Consider the following 25,771-nt stretch of genomic DNA (forward strand, 5'->3'; position numbering starts at 1 on the left):
CGCCGCTCCGGCCGGAGGGCTGCTGGACGCGTTGATGGCGCACTCTCCTGGGGACGGGGGTCGTCTACGCGCGTAGCGCCCCTACGGCATACAAAGGGGCCGACGCACCGCGACAACGGGGTACGAGGAGCAGCCTCCCCGTACCCCGTTGAGCGGACGTAACCCCGGGGTTACTGCCTGCTCGACGTACGACTCGTCAGCTGCTCTTGACCTTGATCTCGCCGCTGATGATCTTCTCCTTGGCCGTCTTGATGGCTTCCTGGAGCTCGGCGTCGTCCGCGAACTTCGGGTTGGAGTTCGACAGGCTCACCTCGCCGGTCTTCAGATCGCCACGAACGATACCCGTCTCGGGCTTGCCGTCCTCGACCGACTTCGCCAGGTTGTACACCGCCTTGGCGACGTCCTTCATCGCCGAGGTCAGGATCGAGTCCTTGTACTTGGCGAGGGCTTCCTGCTGGTACTGGTCGGAGTCCACACCGATGGCCCACACCTTGTTGGCGGCGGCGGCCTCGATCACGCCCTGGCCGGACAGGCCCGCGGCCGCGTAGACCACGTCGGCCTTCTTCTCGATCTGGCCCTCGGCGGCCGTCTTGCCCTTGTCGGGGCTGGAGAAGCCGCCCTCCTCCGCCGTCTGGGTCAGGTACTGGGAGAGGACCTTGACCTTCGGGTTGGTGTCCTTGACGCCCTGCTCGAAGCCCGCCTGGAACTTGTGGATCAGCGGGATGTCCACGCCGCCGACGAAGCCGACGACGTTCGACTTGGTGCTCTTGGCGGCGGCGACGCCGGCCAGGTAGGAGGCCTGCTCCTCGCTGAACACCAGGTCGGCGACGTTCTTGGAGTTGATGGTCGCGTCGTCGACGATGCCGAAGGTGGTGTCCGGGAACTTCTCGGAGGCGCCCTTGATGGCCGAGGCGTAGGCGTAGCCGACGCCGATGACCGGGTTGTAGCCCTGCTTCGCCAGGGAGACCAGGCGCTGCTCCTTGTCGGCGTCCGTCTCGCCCTCGGTGGGCTCCAGGTCGGCCGTCTGGTACCCGAACTCCTTCTTCGCCTGCTCCAGGCCCGCGTAGGCCGCGTCGTTGAAGGACTGGTCGCCCTTGCCGCCGACGTCGTACGCGATGGCGAGGCCCTTGTCGCCCTTCGAGTCCGACGACCCGGCGGAGGTCGAGGTGCCGCCGCAGGCGGAGAGCGCGAGGGCCAGGGAGGCGGTCGCTGCGCCTGCGACCGTGATCCGGGAAATCCGGCGCATGTGTGGGTGCTCCTGTCGTACAAGCGCCGGACGGTACAGCTCGGGACTGCCTCACAGCTACGGCGCTGGGTTCCGCCGCAGATTAACGCGCGTAGACCTGCCTGAAAACCCCTTCTGTCCACCTTGTTATGCGCCCGTGGCCAAGCCATCACCGGGCCTTGGCCGGGGTGTTGCCGACCGCAAACGGGGGGTGGCTCTGGGTGATCCGGGCGGCCCCGGGCCGGGGAACGGCGGAGCGGGCGGGCACCCACGGCGCCCGCCCGCTCCGACTGTCGTCCCGACCGGTCGTGCCTACTCGGTCTTGACCTTGATGGAGCCGTCGGTGATGCCTTCCTTGGCCTTGTCCACGGCGTCCTTGAGTCCTGCGATCTTGCCGAACTCCGGGTTCGACTCGGAGAGTCCGACACCGTTGACCTTCAGGTCGAAGGTCTGGATGCCGGTCAGCGGCTTGTCGTCGTGCACGGACTTGGCCAGCGCGTAGACCGCGCCGCCGACGTCCTTGAGGGCGGAGGTGAGGATGTACTGCTTGTACGGGGCGAGGGCGGCCTGCTTGTACTGGTCGGAGTCGACGCCGATCGCCCAGACCTTCGCCTTGGCGGCGGCCTCGATGACACCCTGGCCGGAGAGACCGGCCGCCTGGTAGACGACGTCGGCCTTCTTCTCGATCTGGCCCTCGGCGGCGGCCTTGCCCTTGTCGGGGCTGGAGAAGCCGCCCTCCTCGGCGGTCTGGGTCAGGTACTGGGAGATGACCTTGACCTTGCCGCCGCTGGTGTCCTCGACGCCCTGCTTGTAGCCGGCCTCGAACTTGTGGATCAGCGGGATGTCGACACCGCCCACGAAGCCGACGGTGTTCGACTTGGTGGCCTTGGCGGCGGCGACGCCGGCCAGGTAGGACGCCTGCTCCTCGGCGAAGACGAGCGAGGCGACGTTCTTGCCCTCGACGACGGAGTCGACGATGCCGAAGGTGGTGTCCGGGTACTTGGAGGCCACGGCCTTCATCGCGGGGGCGTAGGCGAAGCCGACACCGACGACCGGGTTGTAGCCCTGCTTCGCGAGGGAGGCCAGGCGCTGTTCCTTGTCGGCGTCGGTCTCGCCCTCGGTGGGCTCGATGTCGGCGGTCTTGTAGCCGTACTCGTCCTTGGCCTTGGTCAGGCCGGCGTAGGCGGCGTCGTTGAAGGACTGGTCACCCTTGCCGCCGATGTCGTAGGCGATGGCGAGGCCCTTGTCCTCCTTGGTGTCACCGCCGCCGCTCTCACTGCTGGTGCCGCCACAGGCCGTGGCGACGAGTCCCAGCGACGCGACCCCCACCGCGACGCGGGTCAGTTTGGATATCCGACGCATCTGAAGTTCCCCATTCTTCACAGCCCCGCAGTGGGTGCTCAGTTCGGCGCACATTAACGCGCGTAGACACTCCTGGGAACGGTTCGCCGTGGGGCCGTTATCCATTCGTGCCGATGGCCGGTTACGCCCTTGTGAACCACGGGATCGAACGGGGTCGAATCGTGCACTCGGGGACACGGGGCGTGCCTGCTCGTCACGCGACCAAGGCTGCCGCCGGGATGCGCCGGGCGCAACCGGAGGCTGCGCGGGTGGGTGCCCGGCCGGGGGGGCGGGGTCGTGGTTCGTGCGCGGCGCCGTCGTGGCCGGTCGCGCCGTTCCCCGCGCCCCCAAGGGGGTCGGGCTATCGGAGGCCGTTGACGAGGGCTGCCGCCGTGAAGAGTTCCACGCCCACCGTGATCGCCGACTCGTCGACGTCGAAGTCACCCTGGTGGAGGTCGCGCACGTGGCGCTCGCCGGGGGTGCGCACGCCGAGTCGGGCCATCGCGCCGGGGACGTGCTCCAGGTACCAGGAGAAGTCCTCGCCGCCCAGGCTCTGCTCGGTGCCCTCGACGGACTCGACCCCGCGCCGGGCGATCATGGCCTCGCGCAGCAGCTCGGTGACGCCGGGCTCGTTGACGACGGGCGGGACGCCGCGCACGTAGTTGATCTCCGACTTCGCGCGGTGCAGGTTGGCGACCTCGTCGATCGCCGCGACGACCACGTCGGGGGCCGTCCGCCACGCCTCGATGTCGAGGCACCGCACGGTGCCGGAGAGTTCGGCGTGCTGCGGGATCACGTTCGGCGCGTGGCCCGACTCGATCCGGCCCCAGGTGATGGCGAGTCCGCTGCGGCTGTCGAAGCGCCGGCCGACCAGGGCGGGCACGTCGGTGACGACGCGGGCGGCCGCGGTGACCAGGTCGGTCGTGAGGTGGGGGCGCGCGGTGTGCCCGCCGGGGCCGTCCAGGGCGATCTCCAGCCGGTCGCAGGCGGAGGTGATGGGGCCCTCCCGGAGCCCGATCTTCCCCGCGTCCACGCGCGGGTCGCAGTGCACGGCGATGATCGCGCCGACCCCCTCCAGCGCCCCGCAGTCGATGACGTCGGCGGCGCCGCCGGGCAGCACCTCCTCGGCGGGCTGGAAGATCAGCCGGACGGGGCGGGGCAGCCGGCCCTGCTTGTGCAGTTCGGCGAGGACGAGTCCGGCGCCGAGGACGACGGTGGTGTGCACGTCGTGGCCGCAGGCGTGGGCGCGGTCGGGCACGGTCGAGCGGTAGGGGCACTCGGACTTGGTGTCCGGGATGGGCAGGCCGTCGATGTCGGCCCGCAGGGCGAGCATGCTGGGCCCGCCGTTCCACTGCTCGCCCGGTACGCCGATGTCACAGACGAGCCCGGTCCCGACGGAGAGGACGCGCGGCTTGAGGCCGGCCTCCTCGAGCCGCTCCTTGATCGCCGCGGTGGTGCGGAACTCCTGATTGCCGAGCTCCGGATGCATGTGCAGGTCACGTCGGAACGCGATGAGCTCGGCGCGCAGAGCGTCGGGCAGCGCACCGGGAAGTACGGCTCCCCCGGGAAGATCGACCTCGGACTCCAGTGACATCAATTGGTTCACCCTCTGAAGGGTAGGGCGCCAGGCCGGTCGGCTGACCCTCGATCAACAAAACTTCAACCCGTTCGGGGAAGAAAATATGACCGCCGGGCGCATAGCCATCTACTGAGATGGGTAAACTCGCACGCCTTTTGGGCCGAGCCGGGCACCACACCCCAGGGAGTGTGACGTTGACCACATGCACGTCACGACTCCGGTATCCATCCATCCTCTCCACGGATACCACGCAGTGCGCGGCGAACACGGGCGCGTTCATCTGCCGGACACACGCCCCGATAGTGTGCGCCCCGTGCGCTCCGACATCCCCGAGTTCCTCCGGACCACGCGGGCCTCGTACGACGCCGTCGCCGAGGCCTATGCCGCCGAGCACCCGGACAGTCTGGCCGGCAGACCGCTGGAGAGCGCGCTGCTCACGGTCTTCGTGGAGCTGGCCCGGGCGCGCGGGGGGTCCGGGCAGGCCCCGGTCGCGGACCTCGGCAGCGGTCCGGGACACGTGGCGGCCCGGCTGCACGCCCTCGGACTGCCGGTGTTCGGGGTCGACGTCTCGCCCCGCATGGTCGCCCTGGCCCGCCGGGCGCACCCGGAGCTGCGCTTCCACGTCGGTTCGATGACGGCCCTGGACCTGCCGGACCGGACGCTCGGGGGCATCGTCGCGCTGTACTCGATCATCCACGTCCCCGACGATCATCTGCCGTCGGTCTTCGCCGAGTTCCACCGCGTGCTGGTGCCGGGGGCGCCCGTGCTGCTCGCCTTCCAGTCCGGGGACGAGGACGGGCGCCTGCGGCTGACGGAGCGCTTCGGGCGGGAGATCTCGCTCGACTACCACTGGCGCACCCCTCAGGCGGTCGCCGAGCAGCTCACCGGGGCGGGCCTGGAGCTCTACGCCCGCGTCCTGCGCGAGCCCGAGGACGGGGAGCAGCGGCCCCGCGCCTTCCTCCTGGCCCGCAAGCCCTCTGTGCCGCCCGGGCCCGACACCGACCGCGCCGCCTGACCCGGCGTCTGTGCGACGCGGCGCGGCGGCGCCCCTGAGGGAGCCCACGCCACCCGCGGCAAGCGCGTCCGCGGCACCGGCCCGGCCGACCGGCCCGGCCCAAGAAGGCCGACGCCGCTCACGGGCGGGTCCAGAACGCCTGGCGACCAGCGAGTCCGAGCCCGCACCCCCCGGGGGACCGCTAACCCGCCACCGCCCCCGCGGCGCCCGCCGTGCCGGTGCGGCCGGTCGGGCCGGTCACGGCCGTGGAGCCCGTGAGGTTCACCGTCCCGGGAGAGCTCGCCGGGCCGAGCGGGCCCGGGGTGCCCGGGGTCGTCTCCGGCTCCGGCGGGTCCGGCGGCGGGGTCGTCGACAGGCGGTGGACGTCGCGGGCCGTTCCGGTCACGCCGGACAGGAAGCCCTGGGCCCGCGGGGAGGCGTTCCGGGTCAGCCACGCCGGGTCGATGTCGCAGACCGCGACGCGGACCTCGGTGCCGGACAGGGCGAGCGGCAGGGTGTGGACGACGGTGGAGGGGAAGCTGAGGATCGTCCGGCCGATGGGACCGCGGCGGGCGATCAGTTCGAGGGGGAGTTCGGGCCGGACGATCTCCAGGCCCGTCTCGACCGCCAGGCGGCGGAGCTTGTCCGTGCTCTCGCGGCGGTGGGCGAAGTAGCGCGTGGCGCCGTGGGTCCTGGCCAGGGCGCGGACGGCCTCCAGGTAGCGGTCGTCGTCCACCACGCCCGTCTCCACCAAGGACGTGCCCACCATGTCGGCGCCCTTGGTGATGCGCGGCGGTCCGAAGCGCTCCCGGGTCCAGGCGAAGGTGTTGGCGCCGACGGCGACGCCTGGCGGGGTCTCCTCCATCGGCATGGAGGAGAAGATCTCCACCCGCCGCTTGCCCCCGGGGGTCAGCCGGCGGCGGGCCGAGGAGGACACCGGCGCGAAGAGCAGGTCCCGCGGGCCGGGGCGGCCGCCCTTGCGGTGCCAGCGCACCAGGCGTTCGCCCCGGGCCAGCTGCCCGACGAACTCCATCGTCGCCGTGCCGTCGTCGACGACGACCAGGTCACGGGCGCGGGTGATGGTCAGCAGCAGCTGGACGTAGCGGGAGAAGGGGTCCCCCAGCACGATCCGGCGGGCCCTGCGGAGCAGGCCGGCCAGGCCGCCGATGGTCTGGAAGGGCGCGAGCGGGCCGCCGCGCGCCTCCTCCCAGCGGACCTCGTGCCCCTCGTCGCGGGCCAGGTCGGACATCCGCCGCAGCTGGCCGCGCGTCATCGGGTCGACGGGCGACAGCACCACGAGGGTGAGCCCCACGCCGGACGCGTGCGCGTGCGCCCACTCCAGCACGTTCAGCAGCTGTACCGGGCTCTCGACGAAGGCGAGAGTGTGGGGGCCGGCGTTCCCGGCGCGGGGGCTCATCGACGTACGACCGTCCCGTCGTAAGGGGGTTGTGGGGGGTGCTGCGCTCAGACGCCGACCGGCTCGCCCGCCGCGTCGGCGATCTCCGCCTCGGCGACCACGCCGGTGACGCGGCGCAGCTTCTTCATCGGACCGAGCTCGGACTCGTAGACCTTCTTGACGCCGTCGCCGAGGGAGGCCTCGATGGTGCGGATGTCGCGGACGAGGCGGGTCAGGCCCTGCGGCTCGACGGAGGCGGCCTGGTCCGAGCCCCACATGGCGCGGTCGAGGGTGATGTGGCGCTCGACGAAGGTGGCGCCGAGGGCGACCGCGGCGAGGGTGGTCTGCAGGCCGGTCTCGTGGCCGGAGTAGCCGATCGGGACGTTCGGGTACTCCTGCTGCAGGGTGTTGATCACGCGCAGGTTGAGCTCCTCGGCCTTGGCCGGGTAGGTCGACGTGGCGTGGCACATCAGGATGTTGTCCGAGCCGAGGACCTCCACCGCGTGGCGGATCTGCTTCGGCGTCGACATGCCGGTGGAGAGGATCACCGCGCGGCCGGTGGCGCGCAGGGCGCGCAGCAGCTCGTCGTCGGTGAGGGAGGCGGAGGCGACCTTGTGGGCGGGGACGTCGAACTTCTCCAGGAAGGCGACGGCCTCGGTGTCCCACGGGGAGGCGAACCAGTCGATGTTCTTCGACTTGCAGTAGTCGTCGATGGCGCGGTACTCGTCCTCACCGAACTCCACGCGGTGGCGGTAGTCGATGTAGGTCATCCGGCCCCAGGGGGTGTCGCGCTCGATGTCCCACTGGTCGCGCGGGGTGCAGATCTCCGGCGTGCGCTTCTGGAACTTGACGGCGTCGCAGCCGGCCTCGGCGGCGGCGTCGATCAGCTTGAAGGCGTTCTCCAGCTCGCCGTTGTGGTTGATGCCGATCTCACCGCAGACGTAGACCGGACGGCCCGGGCCGACCTCGCGCGAACCGAAGCGGCGGATACGGGAGTTGGTGCTCATGGCAGAGATGTCCTTACTTGGTGAGGGAATCGAGAGAGGGGCCGAGGATCCAGCTGGCGATCTCTCGGATCGCGCCGTCGCCGCCGGGGACGGTGGTGACCGCGCGTGCGGCGCCGCGCACGACGTCGTGGGCGCTCGCGACCGCCACGGGCCAGCCCACGAGGGCGAAGCACGGGAGGTCATTGACGTCGTTGCCGACGTAGAGCACGCGCTCCGGCGCGATGCCCTGCTCCTCGCACCACTGCTTCAGCGCGAGGTCCTTGCGGTCGATGCCGTGCAGCACCGGGAGCTTGAGCTTCCGGGCCCGGGCGGCGACCACAGGGTTCTGTTCCGTGGACAGGATCAGCATCTTCAGGCCGCTCCTGCGGAGGGCCGCGATGCCGAGTCCGTCCCCGCGGTGCACGGAGACGAACTCCCGTCCCTCGGAGTCGACGAGCACCCGGTCGTCGGTCTGGGTGCCGTCGAAGTCGAGGACGACCGCGTCGATGTCGTCGGCGGTCGGGAGGGCGCCGGGCCGGTCCGCGTCGAACAGCGGCGCGAGGGCCCGGGCGCGGGCGAGGTCGTGCGGGTCGTCGATCTCCAGCACGCGCGCCGGGTCGGTGCGGACCAGTTCGGTGCGGCCGAAGAAGCGGTGCTGGTGCTTGCGGAAGCCGGTCGCCTCCATGGCGTAGGCGGCGCCGGTCTCCAGCAGGTCCTGGGGGCGGTCCTGGCGGCGGGGCCGGAAGGACTTGTCGTGGTTGACGCCGTAGCCGCCGCCGACCTCGGCGTCGGACTCGGCGACGGAGCCGGCCGCGGCCTCGTCGTCGGCGTCACGCCAGATGAACCCGTGGAAGGGCGCGACGGTGACGGCGGTGTCGGCGCCGTTCTCGGCGATCGCGCCGGCCACCCCGTCGATGTCCTCGCGGACGATGAACGGGCTGGTGCACTGCACGAGCAGGACCACGTCCACCGGCGCCCCGTGCAGGGCCTCGTGGGCGTCCATGGCGTGCAGGACGGCGGCCTCGGAGGTGGCGGTGTCGCCGGCGATGGCGGCCGGGCGCAGCACGACCTCGGCGCCCGCCTCGCGGGCGGCGGCCGCGATGGCCTGGTCGTCGGTGGAGACCACGACGTCCGTCACGAGCCGCGCGGCGCGGCACTCGCGGACCGCCCGCGCCACCAGCGGGACGCCGCCGACGGGGAGGAGGTTCTTCGCGGGCACGCCCTTGGAGCCGCCGCGTGCGGGGATCACCGCGAGCACGCGGCGCACCGAGGCGCCTTGGCCCGCTTCCGGTTGGGACATGGGGTCTACTCCTTGGACAGGGGTCTCGGGGCGGCTCACAGCTCGCCCATCCGCCGGATGACGGGCGCCACGCGCTGCACGCCGTGCCGGTAGGCGCCGCGCGCCGCCCGGCGCACGATCTGCCGGACCGGTCCGGGCTCCTTGTCGGCGGCGGGCGCGCCGGGCAGCGGGGTGCCGTCCGGGCCGAGGTGGTGGCGGGCGAGGATCCCGGGCAGATAGCCGGGCGCGGTGACGGGGGTGTAGTACGGGGTCAGCGGGGGCAGGCCGCCGGGCCGGTCGAGCAGCTTGGCGATGCGTTCGCGGGCCGCGTCGAAGGCCGAGTCGTAGGAGCCGTCCGCCGCGACGCCCTGCCGGGAGACCCATTCCTCGTCGGGTACCGGCCGGTGTCCGGCGTCGAGCTGGTCCCAGGAGGCGAGGCAGCCGGAGCCGACGAAGTGGTGGTTGCCGAGCGACTCGCGGATGCCCAGGTCGGTCAGCACGACGGTGGGGATGCGCCGGTGCAGCGACTCCAGGGCGGCCGTGGAGCTGACCGTCACCAGCAGGTCGGTCCGGTCGAGGACCTCGCCCATGTTCCCGTACACGAGGCGGAAGTTGGCCGGCGGGTCGAGGCGCTGCACCAGCTTCTGGTACGGCAACTCCTCGATGTGGGTGGTGTGTTCGCCCGGCTTGGAGCGCAGCTTCAGCAGCACCTCGCGCTCGGGGTGCCTGCGGGCGTGCTCGACCAGCCGGTTCAGCAGGTACGTACGGTCCTTGCGGCTCTCGGGGACCGAGGGCTGGGCGGCGAAGACGACCGTGTAGGGGTCGTGCTCACCTTCGTAGGGCGCGCCGCCGAGGAACGGCAGGGCCACCTCCGTCACCGAGGAGGCGTCGGCGCCCACGCCGTCGTACACGGCCCGGAAACGGTCCGCGTCCTGGCGGGAGTTGGCGAGGACGAGGTCCGCGCCGTGCCGCAGCAGCAGGCCGTCGGCGAGCTTCTCGTAGACGACGCCGACGTATCCGGTGACGACGACCGGACGCGAGGAGCGGTCCTCCCAGACGCGCTTGAGGCCGTGCAGCATCGCCTGCACACCGCCGCCCACCAGGGACAGGACGAGGACGTCGTAGGACTCCTCGGCCATGGCGCGCAGGAACTCGACCGCGGTGACCTCCCGCAGGGAGTCCGCGCGCACGCCCACTTCCTGAAGCTGGCGCGGGGTGGGCGTCGCCCGGCCGCGCAGCAGGAATCCGTCGAGGAGGGGGCCGACTTGCGCGCCCTCGCGCGCTCCGGTTTCCATGGACGGTCCCGGGGCGATGCGGTGCGCGGTCAGCGCACCCCATTTCCATCGGGTGTCGGAGTCCGCGAGGACCGCGATGCGCGGGCGCTTCGGTGTACTTGCTGGCACGTCGAAGACGCTAGGAAGCGAATCCTAGGTATGGCGGAACCGGGACTCAACGAAAAGTTAACAACACCCCACCGAGAGCCGAACTGGCCTGCCGGAAAGCGGGAAGTACACGGGGTGCACCGTTCTGACACATTGAGTTCACCCGGTGTACGACCATCGGAAAGTTCCGCTGCCGGGCGGCCTCCTAACGTTTTGCGGGTGCCTAAGCTTTCCGTGATCGTGCCGTTCTACAACGTGCAGCAATATGCCCCGGACACCCTCAGAAGCCTTCGGTTGAACGCCGACCGCGATTTCGAGTTCATCCTGGTCGACGACCATTCGAAGGACGAAACGCCGGCCATTCTCGAACGTGCGGCCGAGGACCTTTCGGACGTCGCGCAGGTGCGTTACATCCGACACGAGCAGAACGGCGGGCTCGCCACGGCCCGCAACACCGGCCTGGACGCGGCACAGGGCGAGTACCTGACGTTCCTGGACGGCGACGACTGGCTCGCCCCCGGTTACCTCACCGAACTGGTGTCCGCGATGGACCGGTTGGGCTGCGACTTCGTGCGCACCGACCATGTGCAGGCCACCGCCCGCGCCCGCTCGGTGCACCGGGTCCCGGTCGGCCGCCGCTGGGAGGCCTTCGACCCGCGTGAGGCGATCCTCCCGGCGCACCGCTCCACCTCGGTGGACTACGCCTACGCCTGGGCCGGCGCCTACCACCGCCGCCTCGTCGACAAGGGCGTGCTCCACTTCACCGACGGGCTGCGCACGGCCGAGGACCGGCCGTGGATCTGGAAGCTGCACCGCGAGGCGGAGTCGTTCGCCGTGGTCAGTCTGCTGGGCGTGTTCTACCGGCGCGGGGTGGCCTCGTCCCTGACTCAGATCGGCGATGTCCGCCAGCTCGACTTCATCCGCGCCTTCGACCAGGTGATCGAGGAGACGGCCGCGGACCGCGAGGCCGACCGGCTGCTGCCCAAGGCGGTGCGAACCTACTGCGCGATCATCGCCCACCACCTCTCCAACGAAGACAGGTTCGAGCCGGCCGTGGCGAGGCAGCTGCGGTCGATGAGCGCGGCGGCCATCAAGCGCATGCCGCAGGACGCGCTCGGTGACGCACTGGAGGCCATGGACATGGACCGAGCGTCCAAGCTGCGGCGGCTGCGACGCCGGGCGACCACGACGGGAGCGGCCGCCTGATGCCCGGGACCACACAGATCTTCTGCGCCTCGACGCTGTACGGCGTCGCCACCCTGGCGGCCGCGATCGACTCGGATCTCTTCGAGGAGCCGGACCGCCGGATCCTGCTGGTGTTCAACAACTCCACGACCCCGGAGACCACCCCGGCCCTCGACGAGATGCCGGGCTTCGAGCCGCTGCGCTCCCACTTCGACGACGTCCTGTCCTGGAACGAGGCCATCCGCCCCTTCCACCCCGGGGCCTGGACGCCGCGCTCGGACGACATCCCGCTCTTCGAGCGCTACCTGCGGATGCTGTGGGGCCTCGGCGACGACCGCGTCAGCCTGGTCCTGGAGTCCATCCAGGTCACGCCCGCGCTCACGGTGGCCCAGCTGTTCACCGACGCCCCCATCGACGTCTACGCCGACGGGCTGATGAGCTACGGCCCCACGCGCAACAAGCTCGACCCGCTGGTCGGCACCCGCGTGCGGCGGCTGCTCCACCTGGACCTGGTGCCGGGGCTCACGCCGATGCTGCTGACCGAGTTCGGCGTGCCGGCGCACCTGGTGCCGACGCCCGCGTTCCTGAAGGTGCTGGGCGAGGTCACCGAGACCGTGCCCGAACTGCCCGAGCTGCCCGGCGACTCGGCGCTGCTGCTCGGCCAGTACCTGTCGGCGCTGAACATCCTCTCCCCCGAGGAGGAAGAGGACCTGCACGTGCGGATGATGCGGGGCGCCGTCGCCCGCGGCCACCGCACGGTCGTCTTCAAGCCGCACCCGACCGCTCCGGCCCGTTACAGCCGCGCCCTGGAGACCGAGGCCGAGAAGCTCGGCGTGGACCTCACGGTGCTGGACACGCCCGTCCTCGCCGAGGCGCTCTTCGACCGCACCCGGCCCGCCCTGGTCGTCGGCTGCTTCTCCACCGCGCTGTTCACGGCCTCCGCGTTCTACGACCTGCCGGCCGCGCGCATCGGTACCGACCTGCTGCTGGAGCGGCTGACGCCCTACCAGAACAGCAACCGCGTCCCCACCACCCTGGCGGACGCGCTGCTGCCCGGTCTGGAGAGCGACGACGACGGTGACGTCCTGCCGGCCGAGCGGCTGCCCGACCTGGTCACCGCCGTCGGTTTCACCATGCAGCCGCAGATCTATCCGGATCTGCGGGCGCAGGCGGAGCAGTTCCTCTCCAGCCATCTGGGGCCGCGCACCCGGCGCTACTTCAAGAAGCGCCGCCTCACCGCGCTGGGACTTCCCGGCGGCATTCCGCAGCGGCTGGCGTTCCTGCCGCGCAATTCCACGGCACGCCGGGTGGTCCGGCGGGCGCGGGCGCTGCGCAAGGCGGTACGCCGCTGAAAAGCGGTCCGCGCGGCGGACCGCTTCGGCAACATCCAGATGAACCCGCGGGGACCGGCAGGCGAAGCCTGTTGCCATCGAACGTAATTGCGTCAATTCACGTCCTAGGGTGACAGGCGCCCTGCCCGCCCACAGGCGGCTCAGGAAAAGGACATACGAGCCACACAGAGGTTTTCAGCGTGACCGAGACGGTCGTCAGCACCCGCAAGCCCCAGCCCGGTGTCGCCGTGCTGGTCGAACCACCGGGCGCCCCGACCGTCCCGCGGCGCCGCCAGGCCTCCGGCGGGCGGCTGCGCGCCCTCGACGGCCTGCGGCTGGTGGCCGCGCTGATGGTCGCGGCCTACCACTACGGCGGACGCGACGGCGAGGTCGCCGAGGCCTGGGGCTCCTCGCCGAAGCTCCAGTTCCCCACGCTGCACGAGTTCTTCGCCTACGGCTGCCTCGGCGTCCAGGTGTTCTTCGTGATCAGCGGGTTCGTGATCTGCATGAGCGGCTGGGGCCGGCCGCTGAAGTCGTTCTTCGCCTCCCGCGCCTCCCGGCTGCTGCCCGCCTACTGGGTGGCGGTCGTCATCGTCACGGCCGTGTTCGCGCTGCCGATGGTGGCCTACAAGGCGGTCTCGCCGAGCGACGCCCTGGTGAACCTGACCATGCTGCAGATGCCGCTCGGCGTGGACCGGGTGCTCGGCGTGTGCTGGACGCTGTGGGCGGAGATCCGCTTCTACGCCCTGTTCGCGCTGTGCGTCGTACTGCCCGGGGCGAACCGCCGCCGGGTGATCATGTTCTGCGCGGGCTGGCTGCTCGCGGCGGTGATCGCCGAGAACGCGAACATGCCGCTGCTCGACATCGTACTGATGCCCGAGTACGCCCCCTTCTTCATCGGCGGTGTCGGCCTCTACCTCGTCCACCTCGACCGGCGGGACGCCTACGGGTGGGGCATCGTGGCCGTGAGCTGGCTGATCGGGCAGCACTACGCGGTGCAGAGCCTGTGGCACGCGCCCGACGCGGGCGGCTTCTCGTACCGCTCCGCCACCGGCATCATCCTCGTCGTCACCTTCGGATTCGTGGCGGTCGCGGCGATCGCGCTGGGCTGGCTGCGCTGGGCGAACTGGCGCTGGCTGACGGTGGCGGGGGCGCTGACGTATCCGTTCTACCTCGTCCACGAACACCTCGGCTGGGTGGTGATCCACGCCCTGCACCGCGGCCTCGGTCTGCCATCGGCGGCGACTTTCGCCCTGACGGCGGCGTCAATGCTGCTGCTGGCGTGGCTGCTGAACAAATATGTGGAGAATCCGCTGACGCCACGCCTGCGGGCCGCACTGGCCAAGGCCCGCTGAGCTGTTCACGGGACGTTCAACCCATCGTCGGTTTGGGCAACGCTCACAGAGAAGGCTCGTCTCATGACCAACGCACAAGCGACCGACAAGCACCCCGGCGAACTCGCCGACGTCCCGGGCTGGTTCCCGCCGCTGGACCAGATGCTGTTCACCTGGTTCCTGGAGCAGCAGAAGAAGCAGGGAATGCAGGGCGACCTGCTGGAACTCGGCGTCTACATGGGCAAGAGCGCCATCCTGCTCGGCCACCATCTCCAGGACGGCGAGAAGTTCACGGTCTGCGACCTGTTCGAGGGCGATGCCCCGGACGGGGCCAACCAGGCGGAGTCGCAGAAGTCGTACGCCTCACTGACCCGGCAGGCCTTCGAGCGGAACTACCTCTCCTTCCACGACACCCTGCCGACGGTGATCGCGGGCCCCAGCTCCCTGGTGGCCGGCAAGGTGGCCCCCGACAGCTGCCGCTTCGTCCACATCGACGCCTCGCACCTGTACGAGCACGTGCACGGCGACATCGGCGCGGCCCACGACATCCTGCTGCCCGACGGCATCGTGGTCCTCGACGACTTCCGCTCCGAGCACACCCCGGGCGTCTCCGTCGCCGCCTGGGAGGCCGTCCTCAACCGCGGTCTGCGCCCGATCTGCCTCAGCACGCAGAAGCTGTACGCCACCTGGGGCGACCCCGAGCCGATCCAGGAGGAACTGCTCGCCATGCTCCGGCAGCGCTCGGACTGCGGGCTGAGCGTGCAGCAGGCGGCCGGACACACGCTGGTCAGGGCCCGCTCCCGGGGCATGAAGCCGCCGTCGTTCCCGCCCTCCCGGCACTACGTGGAGCCCGCGCCGGCGCCGGCCCCCGCCCCCACGCCCGCCGAGTCCCGCGCGGCGCGCCCGGCCCGGCCCGCCCCCTCCCGGGCCCGCCGGCTCGTCAAGGACCTGCTGCCGCCCGTGGTCACCCGGGCGGTACGACGGGCCCGCGCGAAGCGGGCCTGACCCCGCGCTACGCGCTCGTCAGCGACAGCTTCACCGCGAAGCCCAGGAACAGCGCGCCCGCCGCCGAGGTGGCCCCCGCCGACAGGCGCCTGCGGCGGCGGAAGGCGGCGGCCAGCTTCGTGCCGCCGAATATCAGCGCGCTGAGGTACAGCACGCTGGCGACCTGGGCGAGGGCGCCGAGGACGACGAAGGACAGGGCCGGATAGGCGTACCCGGGGTCCACGAACTGCACGAAGAAGGCGACGAAGAAGAGGATCGCCTTGGGGTTGAACAGGCTGACGACGAAGGCGCGCCGGAAGGGCCGCTCCTCGGCGGGCGCGGGAGCCTCATCGCCGGCGGACCGCTCCGCGCGCGTGCGCCACATGCCCCACGCGGCCCGCAGCATGCCGAGGGCCAGCCACGTCAGATAGCCGGCCCCGGCGTACTTGACGATCCCGAACAGCACGGCGTTCGCCTGCAGCAGCGAGGCGACCCCGGCCGCGGAGAGCGTCATCAGCACCGCGTCCCCGCACCAGACTCCGGCGGCGGCGGTGTACCCGGCGCGCACGCCCCGGCGGGCGGCCACGGACAGCACGTACAGCGAGTTGGGACCGGGCAGCAGGATGATCAGGACGAGGCCCGCCAGGTAGGTGGGCAGATCGATGACACCGAACATGCGAAGGAGTGTCGCACGGAGGTCTGACACCCGCACCGGGCTCCCCGCCCCGGCCTCGGGTCAGAAGGCGTCCGAGGGCACGTACGTCCCCCACACCCCGCGCAGCGCGTCGCAGACCTCGCCCACCGTCGCCCGGGCCCTGAGCGCCTCCTTCATCGGGTACAGCACGTTGTCCTCGCCCTCGGCGGCCTTCCGCAGGGCCGCGAGGGCCGCGTCCACCGCCGGCCGGTCGCGCTCCGCGCGCAGCGCGGCCAGGCGCTCGGCCTGCCGGGCCTCGATGGCGGGGTCGACCCGCAGGGGCTCGTACGGCTCCTCCTCGTCGAGCCGGAAGCGGTTGACGCCGACCACGACCCGCTCGCCGGAGTCGGTCTCCCGCGCGATGCGATAGGCGCTGCGCTCGATCTCGTCCTTCTGGAAGCCGTGCTCGATGGCGCCGACCGCGCCGCCCAGCTCCTCGACCCTGGTCATCAGCTCGACGGCCGCGGCCTCCACGTCGTCCGTCATCCTCTCGACGGCGTAGGAGCCCGCGAACGGGTCCACCGTGGCCGTCACGTCCGTCTCGTGCGCCAGGACCTGCTGGGTGCGCAGCGCCAGCCGGGCGCTCTTGTCGGTCGGCAGGGCGATGGCCTCGTCGAAGGAGTTCGTGTGCAGGGACTGGGTGCCGCCCAGGACCGCGGCGAGGCCCTGCACCGCCACACGCACCAGGTTCACCTCCGGCTGCTGGGCCGTCAGCTGCACCCCGGCCGTCTGCGTGTGGAAGCGCAGCATCAGCGACTTGGGGTTCCGCGCGCCGAACTCCTCCTTCATCACCCGTGCCCAGATCCGGCGCGCCGCGCGGAACTTGGCGACCTCCTCCAGGATCGTCGTACGGGCCACGAAGAAGAAGGACAGGCGCGGGGCGAAGTCGTCCACGTCCATGCCGGCCGCGACCGCGGTGCGCACGTACTCGACGCCGTCGGCCAGCGTGAACGCGATCTCCTGCGCCGGGGACGCGCCCGCCTCGGCCATGTGGTAGCCGGAGATCGAGATCGTGTTCCACCTCGGGATCTCGGCCCGGCAGTACTGGAAGATGTCGGCGGTCAGGCGCAGCGAGGGCTTCGGCGGGAAGATGTACGTGCCGCGGGCGATGTACTCCTTGAGCACGTCGTTCTGGATGGTGCCCGTCAGCTTGTCGGCGCTGACGCCTTGCTCCTCCGCCACCAGTTGGTACAGGAGCAGCAGCAGCGCCGCCGGGGCGTTGATCGTCATCGACGTGGAGACCTGGTCCAGCGGGATGCCGTCGAACAGCACGCGCATGTCGTCGATCGAGTCGACGGCGACGCCCACCTTGCCGACCTCGCCGTGCGCGAGCGGGGCGTCGGAGTCGTGGCCCATCTGGGTGGGCAGGTCGAAGGCGACGGACAGGCCCGTCGTGCCGTGGGCGATCAGCTGCCGGTAGCGGGCGTTGGACTCGGCCGCCGTACCGAAACCGGCGTACTGGCGCATCGTCCACGGACGGCCGGTGTACATGGTCGGGTAGACGCCCCGGGTGAAGGGATACGCCCCCGGCTCCCCCAGCTTCTCCGCCGGATCCCAGCCCGCGAGGGCCTCCGGCCCGTAGACCGGCTCGATCGGCAGCCCCGACTCCGACTCTCGCGCCATCGTGATGCCTCCCGCAGCAGTGTCCTGGCTCACCACCATGCCCCCTGGTTCGCGACCGGTCACGCCCGGGGAACATCTCAGGTGACATCCGGGCACGCCGGTGAGACGACGGGGGGTCGTGTGCGTACCAGGGGCATGGGGAGAGCGATCGGGGTGGCGGCCGCCGCACTGGCCGTGGTGACCGGCTGTACCGTGCAGGCCCCCGACGGCGACGGGAAGCGCCGGTCGCCGGTGCACATCGAGATCCCCGACGGCACCCCGTCCCCGGCCCGCACGCCGGGCGGCGACGGCGCCGGCGGCGGTGGCGGACCGGGCAGCACCGCGCCCGCTCCGACCGGTGACGACCGGCCCCGGGCCGCGCCTCGCGTGCTGTGGTCCCGCGGCGACACCGGCCGCGACGTCCGCGAACTCCAGGCCCGGCTGCGGCAGGTCGCCTGGCTGTTCGACGGGCCGACCGGGACGTACGACGAGTCGACGCAGAAGGCGGTCAGCGGCTTCCAGGGCAAGCGCGGGCTGCCGCGCACCGGGAAGACCGACACCGTCACCTGGCAGCGGCTGCTGGGGATGACGCGCGAGCCGGGCAAGTGGGACCTGTATCTGATGGGCGGGCAGCCGGCCGACCCGCCGGACCCGCGCTGCGCGACCGGCCGGGTGCTGTGCGTCGACAAGACCAGCAGGACGCTGCGCTGGATGGTCGACGGGCGGACCCTGTCGACGATGGCGGTCCGCTTCGGCTCCGCGTACACGCCGACCCGGGAGGGTGTCTTCTCCGTCTACTGGAAGTCCCGCGACCACGTGTCGACGCTCTACGACTCCCCCATGCCCTACGCGATGTTCTTCAGCGGCGGCCAGGCCGTGCACTACTCGGCGGACTTCGCCGCCCGGGGCTACGCGGGCGCCTCGCACGGCTGCGTCAACGTACGGGACGAGGCGGCGATCGCCGGTCTCTTCGCGCAGGTGCGCAACGGCGACAAGGTCGTCGTGTCCCGGTGAGCGTGCCTGTACCGGCGAGGAGGGGAGGGAGTGGGGCGCGGGCGGGACCGGGGGAACGTGTCCCGCCCGCGCTCAGTGCACGAGCCGTAGGTACGGGGGGAACCCCGGCTCCGTGCGACGGCCGATGACCAGTCGGCTCACTCATTACTGCGCCGGGGCGGCCGAAAACGTCACACCCTCGCCGAAGAGATTTTCAGGGAGGACGAAACCGCAGGTCGGAGGGGTGCGAGCGCTCGCGTCGACCGGCCGCGGTCCCCGTCGTCCGCACCGCCGTCCTGCTGCCCGGCCCGCTCGCCGTGCTTGTCCCCGGGCCGGTCGCCGTGCTTGTCCCCGGGCCGGTCGCCGTGCTTGTGCCCGGGCCGGTCCTGCGTCCCGCCCTGCTCGCGGCCCCGCTTGCCGCCCTGCCCGGGCTCCTGTCCCGGGCCGCCGTCCCGGAACTTGTGGCCGCCCTTGTCCTGACGCCGGTCGTTCCGCTCCCCGGAGCGGGGGTCGGCCTCGGACAGGACGCGCTCGCAGTACCGCCACACGCGGGTGCCGCCCGCCGCGTCCCGCAGGGCGCGCCTGCGGTCGGCGTCCAGCCGCTTGCCGTCACGGAGGTCGCGGCAGGCGGCGGCGAGATCCCGGCGGCTGTCGCCGGAGCGGCCCTTCTTGTCGCCGGAGCCGGGCTTCGAGTCCGCGTCGTCGCGCGCCTCGCCCCGCCCGGAACCCGCGGAACCCCCGGAGCCGCCGGCGCCGCCGGCCGAGGTGCCGTCCCGCGTGCCGTCGTCGGGGGTCGCGCCGCCCTGCGGCGGCTCGCTCGGCGAGGGCGACACCAGCGGGCGCTCGTACGGAGTGACCCCGGCCGAGACGGAGGCGCCCGGGTGGGGCTCCTCGCCGCCGAACGGTGTCCTCAGCACTCCGGTTCCGGCCGCGACGGCGACACCGCCGACCATGCCGACGGCCAGCACCGCGGCCAGCGCGAGGCGCGCGGGGCGAGCCCAGCGGGGCCGCCGGACATCGCCGGAGCCGGGGTCACCCGGGGCGCCGATGCGGACCAGTCCGGTGTCGGCTACCTCGCCGGAAGCCTGTCCTCCGCCGGCCGCGGGGGTCGCACCGGCGTCGGCGCGTTCCGCGCGCGCCTTGCGGAAAGCGGCCATCGCCGCAGCTTCACCGGGGAGTTCCTCGCTGGTCAGCGGGGGTGGGCCGGACAGCGCGCCGAGTGTCCTGGCGAGGCGTTCGGCCTCGCCCCGGTGGGCGCCGTCGACAGCTTCCGGTGGCTCTCCGCTCAGCAAACGCTCCGCCGTTTCGCGGTCCAGCCACCTGTACTGCTCGTCGGCCATCACACATCCTTCTGCGTCCGCGCAACGCTGTGCGTCACACCTGCGGACGTCACCGCACCGCCGCGCGGTTCTCGCTGGGGCGGCAGGGCGTCGAGCACCCCGGCCGATTCCGGATCGGCCTGTGGATTGTCGCCCAGCAGCTCGGCGAGCCGCTTCAGGCCCCGGTGCGCCGCCGTGCGGACCGCGCCCGGCCGCTTGCCCAGCGTCTCGGCGGCCGTCTTCGCGTCGAGGCCCACGACCACGCGCAGCACGACCGCCTCCGCCTGGTCCTGCGGCAGCCGGGAGATCAGGGAGAACGTGCCGTCGGTGGCGAGCGCCTCGATGGCCTCGCCGGCGGTGTCGGACTCGGCGGCCCGGCCGGTCAGTTCGGTCTCGTCACCGCCGATCGCGGGCCGGCGTCCGCGCATGCGTATCTGGTCCAGCGCGCGGTTGCGGGCTATGCGGGCGGCCCAGCCGCGGAAGCGGTCCGCGTCGCCGGTGAACCGCTCCAGGTCACGGGCTATCTGCAGCCAGGCCTCGGACGTCACGTCCTCGGCGTCGGGGTCGCCGACCAGCGTCCGTACGTATCCGAGCAGCCGCGGGTGCACGGTCCGGTACACAGTCCGGAACGCGGTCTCATCTCCGTCCTGTGCCGCACGCACCGCGGCGGTCAGCTCCGCGTCGTCCCCCAGCACCGCGCGCCCTTCTGCGCCTAAGCCGGCGCCGCTCTCGCGGACCGGGTTCTCGCCGTAGTGGTTGCTCAATTGGTGGTTGCGGTTTCACAAGGCCGCAGGTGGTTGCGGTGGTCTTGCCGCCTCCGCTGTTGGCGCGAATGGCACGTTACGACCTGAAACCACTCCCCGTCCATGTCCGCCCGAGATGCAACTAAGCCGTGACACGGGTGGGTGTGACAGAAAACGCACCCGAGGCGCTGTAGGAAGTACGGGCCGCCGCGCGGCCCGTGCCGCGCGACGGCCGGGGCCTCTCCTGTGGGGGGTGGCGGCCCCGGCCGTTGCCATGGCGGGGCCGAACGGCACGTGCCGGGAGCGGCAGCGGAACGGGCCCCAGGCAGACGCGGAGTCTCTCCGAAGCCCACTGCGGAGACGCAGTCTCTCTGAAGCCCGCTGCGGACACGCAGTCTCTCCGAAGCCCGCTGCGGAGCGTTCCCGTGACCCGGTGCCGGAGTCGGTTACTGGCGACGGCCGTTGGGCTGGACGGGCTTGTCCTGGCTCCCGGACGAACCGGATGAACCAGAAGAACCAGACGAACCGGATGACGACCCGGACGACGAGCCGCTGTCGGCAGCGCCGCCCCCGCCGCTCCGGTCGGTGCCCGAGCCGGTGTCCGCGTTGCCGGAGCCGTTTCCCGCGCTGCCCGCGCCGGTGTCGCCGTTGCCGGAGCGGCTGCCGGAGCCGTTGCCCGCGCCGCCGGAGCCCGGGGCGTCCGTGCCCTTGCCGCTCCGGGCGGTGCCGCCGGGCTTCTCCTCGGAGCGGGCCAGCTGCTCGGCGCAGTACGCCGTGACGTTCCTCTCACCGCCCGCGGCCTCGACGAGGCGCTTCCAGGCGGTCGCCTCCATGGCCTTGCCCCGGCCGTCGACCTGCTCGTAGGCACGGCACCGGGCCTCGGTGTCCTGGGCGGGCGCGGGGCGGTCCGGGCGCGCGGAGGCGGAGCCGGACGGGCTGTCGCCGGGCTCGCCCGACGTGGCGCCGGGGGCGCTGGTGGAGGCGGGCGTGCGGCCGCGGTCGTCGGCACCGTCCGTGGATCCCGCCGAGCCGATCGCCGCGACGGCGACACCGCCCAGCGTGAGGCTGGCGAGCAGCACGGAGAGCGTGGCCTTCAGCGAACGCCCCGGATGCCGCCGCTCGCGGGGCCGCCAGTCGTCCCGGCGGCGGGTACGGACCCGGTGCGGGCCGGCGTCCCGGGCGGCCCGGAACGCGGCCACGGCCCGCTGCTCGGCCTCCGCGTCGATCCCGTCCCGGATGAGGGCGGCGGCGAGCAGCGTCTCCAGCTCGGCGTCGTCCAGGAGGTGCCGGGAGCCGACGAGGCCCGGGCCGTCGAGGCCGTGCGCGCCGGAGCCGTGCGCGCCGAGGCGGCCGGACGGCCGGCCGCCGGCATCGTGTGCCGCCCGGTCGCCGTACGCGGAACCGCCGGGGTGCACACGCCGACGGCCGGGAAACCCGCCGTCGCTCTGATGTTCACCCATGTCCGGTTCCGTCCCTGCTCGATCCACACGCTCCGCTTGGCCCGCCGTGTTCCCACGACCGGGCCGGTCGGCCCGGCGTTCCGGGGCCGATCCATACGTTCCGCTCGCCCGCTCTGTTCAGGGCACCGGGCCGGGGCTGTCCGCCCGGCCCGCCGGCGTCGTTCATTTCGACTCCCCCAGCGTCCGTGGAGCCTCATCCGTCACACCTTCGGCGTCCAACTGGGCGGCGAGGCGCTTCAGTCCCCGGTACGCGGCCGTCCGCACGGCCCCCGGCCGCTTGCCGAGGACGCGGGCGGCGGCGGGTCCGTCGAGGCCCACCACGACCCGGAGGAGCACGGCCTCGGCCTGGTCCTGCGGCAGACCGCCGACCAGCCGGAGGGCGTGCTCGGTGGAGATGGCCTCCAGGGCCTGGTCGTGCGTGCTGTGCGGCCCGGGCAGGTCCAGGACGTCCTGCTCCAGCGTGGCGGGCCTAGGCCGTACCCGCTGGCGGCGCAGGTGGTCCAGGGCCCGGTGCCGGGCGATGGTCGCCGTCCAGCCGCGGAACCCGGCGCCGTCGCCCTTGAACCGCCCGAGGTCCCGGGCGATCTCCAGCCAGGCGTCGGAGGCCACGTCCTCCGCGTCCTCGCCGACCAGTCCGCGCAGGTAGCCCAGCAGCCCGGGCTGCACGATCCGGTAGGCGACCGCGAAGGCCGCCTCGTCACCGTTCTGGGCCCGCGCGACGGCCGCGCCCAGTTCCCCGTCGTGCGCCTGCACGCGCCGGGGTGCGCCTCCCTGGCCCAAGAACCGTCCTAGTCCGTACCGAGTGCGCGGCGGACCGCCCGGCCGGAACACCCCGGATGCCCGGAATGCCCTGCCCGATGCGCTCACACCGCAGGGGACGCGTCCGTGCACGTCCTCCACGGTCATCAGCGCCACGCCGCGGAGAAGTGTCACAGCGGGGCGGAATGCCACGGCCGCGTGACGTCTGGCCATAGCTGTGCGCTGGGTGAATGGCACCTGTGTGACACCAGGTGCGCATGTGTCCATATCTAGGGGTGGGGTCTTGAGTCCTCGGAGCACGCGCGCGTACAAACCGCTCAGTCTGAAGAGACGGGCGTGGCTGACGGTCGGTGCCGTCGTCCTGAGCGGAGCGGGGGTCGTCACGTACGCGATGGCCGATCCGCCGGGCGGCTCCGGCGGCCCGGCGCAGAGCCGCGAGCCGTCCGTCCACACGGTGAAGCTCAAGGACAAGGGCGCCGGGCGCAAGGGCCTGGCCAAGCAGGACACGGACCGGTTCAGCGCGGTGCTGGTGACCTGGGACGACCCCGACTCCCGGGTCCGGGGCACGGCCGAGGTGCGGACCAGGGACCTGGAGAGCCGGCGGTGGTCCGGCTGGCAGAAACTGTCGGCCGAGCCGAGCCAGGCCGACGGCGCCGAGGGCGAGCGGGCCGCACTGCGCGGTGGCACCGAGTCCCTGTGGACCGGCGACGCGGACGGCGTCGAGGTGCGCGTCGTGCACGCGGACGGCACCGAGGCGGGCGGTCAGCCCGCCGGCATGGACGTGAAGCTGCTCGACCCGGGCACCGACCCGAAGGACGGCATCCGGCCCGCGGCGTACGCCGAGGAGACCCCGGCCCCGACGACCGAGCCGACGGTCCCCACCGAGACCCCGGGCGACACCGCCACCGCGACCGGGACGACCGCCCCGAGCGACACGGCCACGCCGACCGGCACGCCCGGCGACACGGCGTCCCCGTCGCCCTCCACGTCGGCGTCCGCCTCCCCGTCCCCGACGGCCTCCCCCTCCCCGACCTCCACGGTCCCCGCGCCCCGCCCCTCCACCGTCGTCAAGCCGCCGGTGATCACGCAGGCCGAGTGGGGCGCCTCCACGGACTACGACGGCACTCCCGCCTACGGCACCGAGATCAAGGCCGCCGTCGTCCACCACACCGGCATGGACAGCGACAACACCCTGTCCTGCGCCCAGTCCCGCGCCCGGATGCGCTCCATCCAGCAGGAGCACTTCGCCCGCGGCTACTACGACATCGGCTACAACTTCGTCGTCGACCGCTGCGGCCAGATCTTCGAGGGCCGCAGCGGCGGCATGGACCTGCCGGTCACCGGCGCCCACGACGTCGGCTTCAACACCGACACCGTCGGCATCTCGTACCTCGGCAACTTCGAGAAGGCCAGGCCGAGCCGCGCCGCGCTCGACGCGATCTCCCGGCTCGTCGCCTGGAAGTTCGGGATGTACGGCATCGACCCGACCGGCAAGGTGACGCTCACCTCCGGCAGCGCGGCCGGGCAGGACGGCAACAAGGTCGCCAAGGGCACCTCGATCACGCTGCCCCGCGTCTTCGGCCACCGCGACACCAACGCGACCGCCTGCCCCGGCGCGAACCTCTACTCCCAGCTCTCCCGGATCGCCCAGGTCGCCAAGACCCCGGGCATCTCGCACGCCCTGGCCACCTCCGACTACGACCGGGACGGCGTCACCGACCTGGTCGCGGGCACGCCCAAGGCCCTCGGCGGCGGCACCGTCACCGTCGTCCCGGGCGGCGTCGACGGCCCGGTCACGTCCGCCAAGGTGACGCTCGGCCAGAACAGCCCCGGCGTGCCCGGCTCGAACGAGTCCGGTGACGCCTTCGGCACCGCCACCGCCTGGGGCGACGTCAACGGCGACGGCTACGCCGACCTCGCGATCGGCGCGCCCGGCGAGGACGACACCAGCGGCCACGCCGACCGCGGCTCCGTCACGGTGATGTACGGCCCCGCCCTCGACACCGGCTTCTCCTACGCCACGTCAGGGGTCACGTCGACGGGCGCCAGGCTCGGTTCCACGGTCGCCGTCGGCGACTTCAACGGCGACGGCAAGGCGGACGTCTTCTCCGCCGGCACCGGCAAGGGCGGCAACTGGAACGCCCGGCTGACCGGCGGCGCCACCAAGTACGGCACGCTCACCACGGCCACGGGCGCCGTCTCCTACCTCGACGCGGCGACCGGCGACTTCAACCGGGACGGCTACGCGGACATCGCCCTCAACTACCGCGACACCGGCGGCATCGGCCGCGTGGTCCGCTTCGCGGGCTCGGCGACGGGCCTGAGCAAGGTGGGCGTCATCTCCGTCAAGGGCGGCCGGTCCCTCGCGGCCGGGGACGTCAACGGCAACGGCTACGACGACATCGTCATCGGCCAGCCGGTCGCCTCCGAGTCGGGCGGGAAGTCCGGCGGCCAGATCACCCTGGTCCCCGGCACGTCCACCGGCTTCACCACCACCGGCATGACCGTGATCCACCAGGACACGGCGTACGTGCCGGGCGGCAACGAGTCCGGTGACGCCCTCGGCACCTCCGTCGCGGTCGGCGACTACAACGCCGACGGCTACGCGGACGCCCTCGCGGGCGCCCCGGGCGAGGACCTGACCCGGGACGGTGTGAACCGTGCCGACGCGGGCAACGCGATCCTCGTCAAGGGCTCCGCCTCCGGCCTGACCGGCTCCGGCTCGACCGGTATCTCGCAGGACACGTCCGGCATCCCGGGCTCCACGGAGACCGGCGACCGCTTCGGCTCGTCCGTGTCACTGACGGACCTGTCCGGCTACGGCCGGGCGGACCTCACCTTCGGAGCCGACGGCGAGGACGGGGGCGACGGCATCCTGCTGCACCTGCCGAGCAACAGCACCGGCCTCGGTTACGCCGACTCCGTCATCTTCAGCAAGACCACGCTGGGCACGCCGACGGACGCCCGGCTGGGCCAGACGCTGACGCCGTGACACCTCGCCGGTCCGCTTGAGAACCAGTGAGAGCAGGGGTCCCGTGCACCGCACGGGGCCCCTTCCCTTTTCGGGCGTGGCCGTCCTCCGTTCGCCGGATTTCTCCGGGCGGGCGAACGCCACGACCCGGCGGGCGGGAAGGACCATCCCGACATCACGCCGCCCCGCAGGCGGACCGGAGACGAGCCCGAGT

General features: G+C 72.3%; 20 protein-coding genes. 7 read left to right on the forward strand and 13 right to left on the reverse strand.

Annotation, left to right across the window (positions count from 1 at the left end; genetic code table 11):
• Nucleotides 1-196 precede the first annotated feature (196 nt).
• The 3 genes from ABZ948_RS01395 to ABZ948_RS01405 form a co-directional block, all read right to left on the reverse strand.
• On the reverse strand, nucleotides 197-1,246 hold the full coding sequence (locus ABZ948_RS01395; RefSeq protein WP_359756186.1) for a BMP family lipoprotein: 1,050 nt from the start codon (nucleotides 1,244-1,246) through the stop codon (nucleotides 197-199).
• A 291-nt stretch (nucleotides 1,247-1,537) separates the two neighbouring features.
• A complete protein-coding gene (locus ABZ948_RS01400; RefSeq protein WP_359756188.1) occupies nucleotides 1,538-2,587 on the reverse strand; it encodes a BMP family lipoprotein in 1,050 nt (349 codons plus the stop codon).
• A 340-nt stretch (nucleotides 2,588-2,927) separates the two neighbouring features.
• Nucleotides 2,928-4,160: a M20 family metallopeptidase gene (locus ABZ948_RS01405; protein ID WP_359756394.1), complete on the reverse strand. Its 1,233-nt coding sequence runs from the start codon at nucleotides 4,158-4,160 to the stop codon at nucleotides 2,928-2,930.
• Nucleotides 4,161-4,458: 298 nt separating this feature from the next.
• Here ABZ948_RS01405 and ABZ948_RS01410 point away from each other — a divergent pair, with 298 nt between their 5' ends.
• The gene (locus ABZ948_RS01410; RefSeq protein ID WP_359756190.1) at nucleotides 4,459-5,160 is read left to right on the forward strand and encodes a class I SAM-dependent DNA methyltransferase; all 702 of its coding nucleotides are present in this window, start codon (nucleotides 4,459-4,461) and stop codon (nucleotides 5,158-5,160) included.
• A gap of 181 nt (nucleotides 5,161-5,341) precedes the next feature.
• On the opposite strand, the gene ABZ948_RS01415 is transcribed toward ABZ948_RS01410, so the two are convergent.
• Genes ABZ948_RS01415 through ABZ948_RS01430 form a run of 4 tightly spaced genes read right to left on the reverse strand, consistent with a single transcriptional unit; the run spans nucleotide 5,342 to nucleotide 10,203 of the window.
• Nucleotides 5,342-6,556 (reverse strand): ferritin family protein, encoded by a 1,215-nt coding sequence (locus tag ABZ948_RS01415; protein WP_359756191.1) that lies wholly within the window; start codon nucleotides 6,554-6,556, stop codon nucleotides 5,342-5,344.
• Nucleotides 6,557-6,603: 47 nt separating this feature from the next.
• On the reverse strand, nucleotides 6,604-7,542 hold the full coding sequence (locus ABZ948_RS01420) for an N-acetylneuraminate synthase family protein (protein WP_359756193.1): 939 nt from the start codon (nucleotides 7,540-7,542) through the stop codon (nucleotides 6,604-6,606).
• A 13-nt stretch (nucleotides 7,543-7,555) separates the two neighbouring features.
• Nucleotides 7,556-8,821, reverse strand: coding sequence for a cytidylyltransferase domain-containing protein (locus ABZ948_RS01425; RefSeq protein WP_359756194.1), 1,266 nt, complete (start codon nucleotides 8,819-8,821; stop codon nucleotides 7,556-7,558).
• A gap of 35 nt (nucleotides 8,822-8,856) precedes the next feature.
• On the reverse strand, nucleotides 8,857-10,203 hold the full coding sequence (locus ABZ948_RS01430) for a DUF6716 putative glycosyltransferase (protein WP_359756195.1): 1,347 nt from the start codon (nucleotides 10,201-10,203) through the stop codon (nucleotides 8,857-8,859).
• Nucleotides 10,204-10,401: 198 nt separating this feature from the next.
• On the opposite strand from ABZ948_RS01430, the gene ABZ948_RS01435 reads away from it, so the two are divergent.
• From ABZ948_RS01435 to ABZ948_RS01450, 4 genes are all read left to right on the forward strand, one after another.
• Nucleotides 10,402-11,388, forward strand: a complete 987-nt coding sequence (locus ABZ948_RS01435) for a glycosyltransferase family 2 protein (protein ID WP_359756197.1) — start codon at nucleotides 10,402-10,404, stop codon at nucleotides 11,386-11,388.
• Nucleotides 11,388-12,719 carry an alpha-2,8-polysialyltransferase family protein gene (locus ABZ948_RS01440; protein WP_359756199.1) on the forward strand — a complete coding sequence of 444 codons (1,332 nt, stop codon included), beginning with the start codon at nucleotides 11,388-11,390 and terminating at the stop codon, nucleotides 12,717-12,719. Before ABZ948_RS01435 ends, ABZ948_RS01440 begins: the two co-directional genes overlap by 1 nt.
• Nucleotides 12,720-12,898: 179 nt before the next feature.
• The gene (locus tag ABZ948_RS01445) at nucleotides 12,899-14,053 is read left to right on the forward strand and encodes an acyltransferase family protein (protein WP_435857444.1); all 1,155 of its coding nucleotides are present in this window, start codon (nucleotides 12,899-12,901) and stop codon (nucleotides 14,051-14,053) included.
• A gap of 63 nt (nucleotides 14,054-14,116) precedes the next feature.
• The gene (locus tag ABZ948_RS01450) at nucleotides 14,117-15,037 is read left to right on the forward strand and encodes a class I SAM-dependent methyltransferase (protein ID WP_359756201.1); all 921 of its coding nucleotides are present in this window, start codon (nucleotides 14,117-14,119) and stop codon (nucleotides 15,035-15,037) included.
• Between the two features lie 7 nt (nucleotides 15,038-15,044).
• Here the strand turns inward: ABZ948_RS01450 and leuE are convergent, their stop codons facing one another.
• On the reverse strand, nucleotides 15,045-15,692 hold the full coding sequence (gene leuE, locus ABZ948_RS01455; protein ID WP_359756202.1) for a leucine efflux protein LeuE: 648 nt from the start codon (nucleotides 15,690-15,692) through the stop codon (nucleotides 15,045-15,047).
• Between the two features lie 60 nt (nucleotides 15,693-15,752).
• Nucleotides 15,753-17,333 (reverse strand): acyl-CoA mutase large subunit family protein, encoded by a 1,581-nt coding sequence (locus ABZ948_RS01460; protein ID WP_359756204.1) that lies wholly within the window; start codon nucleotides 17,331-17,333, stop codon nucleotides 15,753-15,755.
• A gap of 135 nt (nucleotides 17,334-17,468) precedes the next feature.
• Between ABZ948_RS01460 and ABZ948_RS01465 the strand changes: the two genes are divergently transcribed.
• A complete protein-coding gene (locus ABZ948_RS01465) occupies nucleotides 17,469-18,326 on the forward strand; it encodes a L,D-transpeptidase family protein (RefSeq protein ID WP_359756206.1) in 858 nt (285 codons plus the stop codon).
• A gap of 170 nt (nucleotides 18,327-18,496) precedes the next feature.
• On the opposite strand, the gene ABZ948_RS01470 is transcribed toward ABZ948_RS01465, so the two are convergent.
• The 4 genes from ABZ948_RS01470 to ABZ948_RS01485 all read right to left on the reverse strand — a co-directional run bounded on the left by ABZ948_RS01470 (nucleotide 18,497) and on the right by ABZ948_RS01485 (nucleotide 22,607).
• Nucleotides 18,497-19,645 carry a hypothetical protein gene (locus ABZ948_RS01470; protein WP_359756208.1) on the reverse strand — a complete coding sequence of 383 codons (1,149 nt, stop codon included), beginning with the start codon at nucleotides 19,643-19,645 and terminating at the stop codon, nucleotides 18,497-18,499.
• Nucleotides 19,645-20,319: an RNA polymerase sigma factor gene (locus ABZ948_RS01475; protein WP_359756396.1), complete on the reverse strand. Its 675-nt coding sequence runs from the start codon at nucleotides 20,317-20,319 to the stop codon at nucleotides 19,645-19,647. Before ABZ948_RS01475 ends, ABZ948_RS01470 begins: the two co-directional genes overlap by 1 nt.
• Nucleotides 20,320-20,813: 494 nt before the next feature.
• Entirely contained in the window at nucleotides 20,814-21,827 is a 1,014-nt protein-coding gene (locus tag ABZ948_RS01480; RefSeq protein ID WP_359756209.1) for a hypothetical protein, read from the reverse strand.
• 162 nt (nucleotides 21,828-21,989) lie between these two features.
• The gene (locus ABZ948_RS01485; RefSeq protein WP_359756210.1) at nucleotides 21,990-22,607 is read right to left on the reverse strand and encodes an RNA polymerase sigma factor; all 618 of its coding nucleotides are present in this window, start codon (nucleotides 22,605-22,607) and stop codon (nucleotides 21,990-21,992) included.
• Nucleotides 22,608-22,977: 370 nt separating this feature from the next.
• Between ABZ948_RS01485 and ABZ948_RS01490 the strand changes: the two genes are divergently transcribed.
• Nucleotides 22,978-25,578, forward strand: a complete 2,601-nt coding sequence (locus ABZ948_RS01490; protein WP_359756397.1) for an FG-GAP-like repeat-containing protein — start codon at nucleotides 22,978-22,980, stop codon at nucleotides 25,576-25,578.
• The last annotated feature ends 193 nt before the right edge of the window (nucleotides 25,579-25,771 follow it).

The organism is Streptomyces olindensis, assembly GCF_040645895.1.
Taxonomy (GTDB): Bacteria; Actinomycetota; Actinomycetes; order Streptomycetales; family Streptomycetaceae; genus Streptomyces; species Streptomyces olindensis.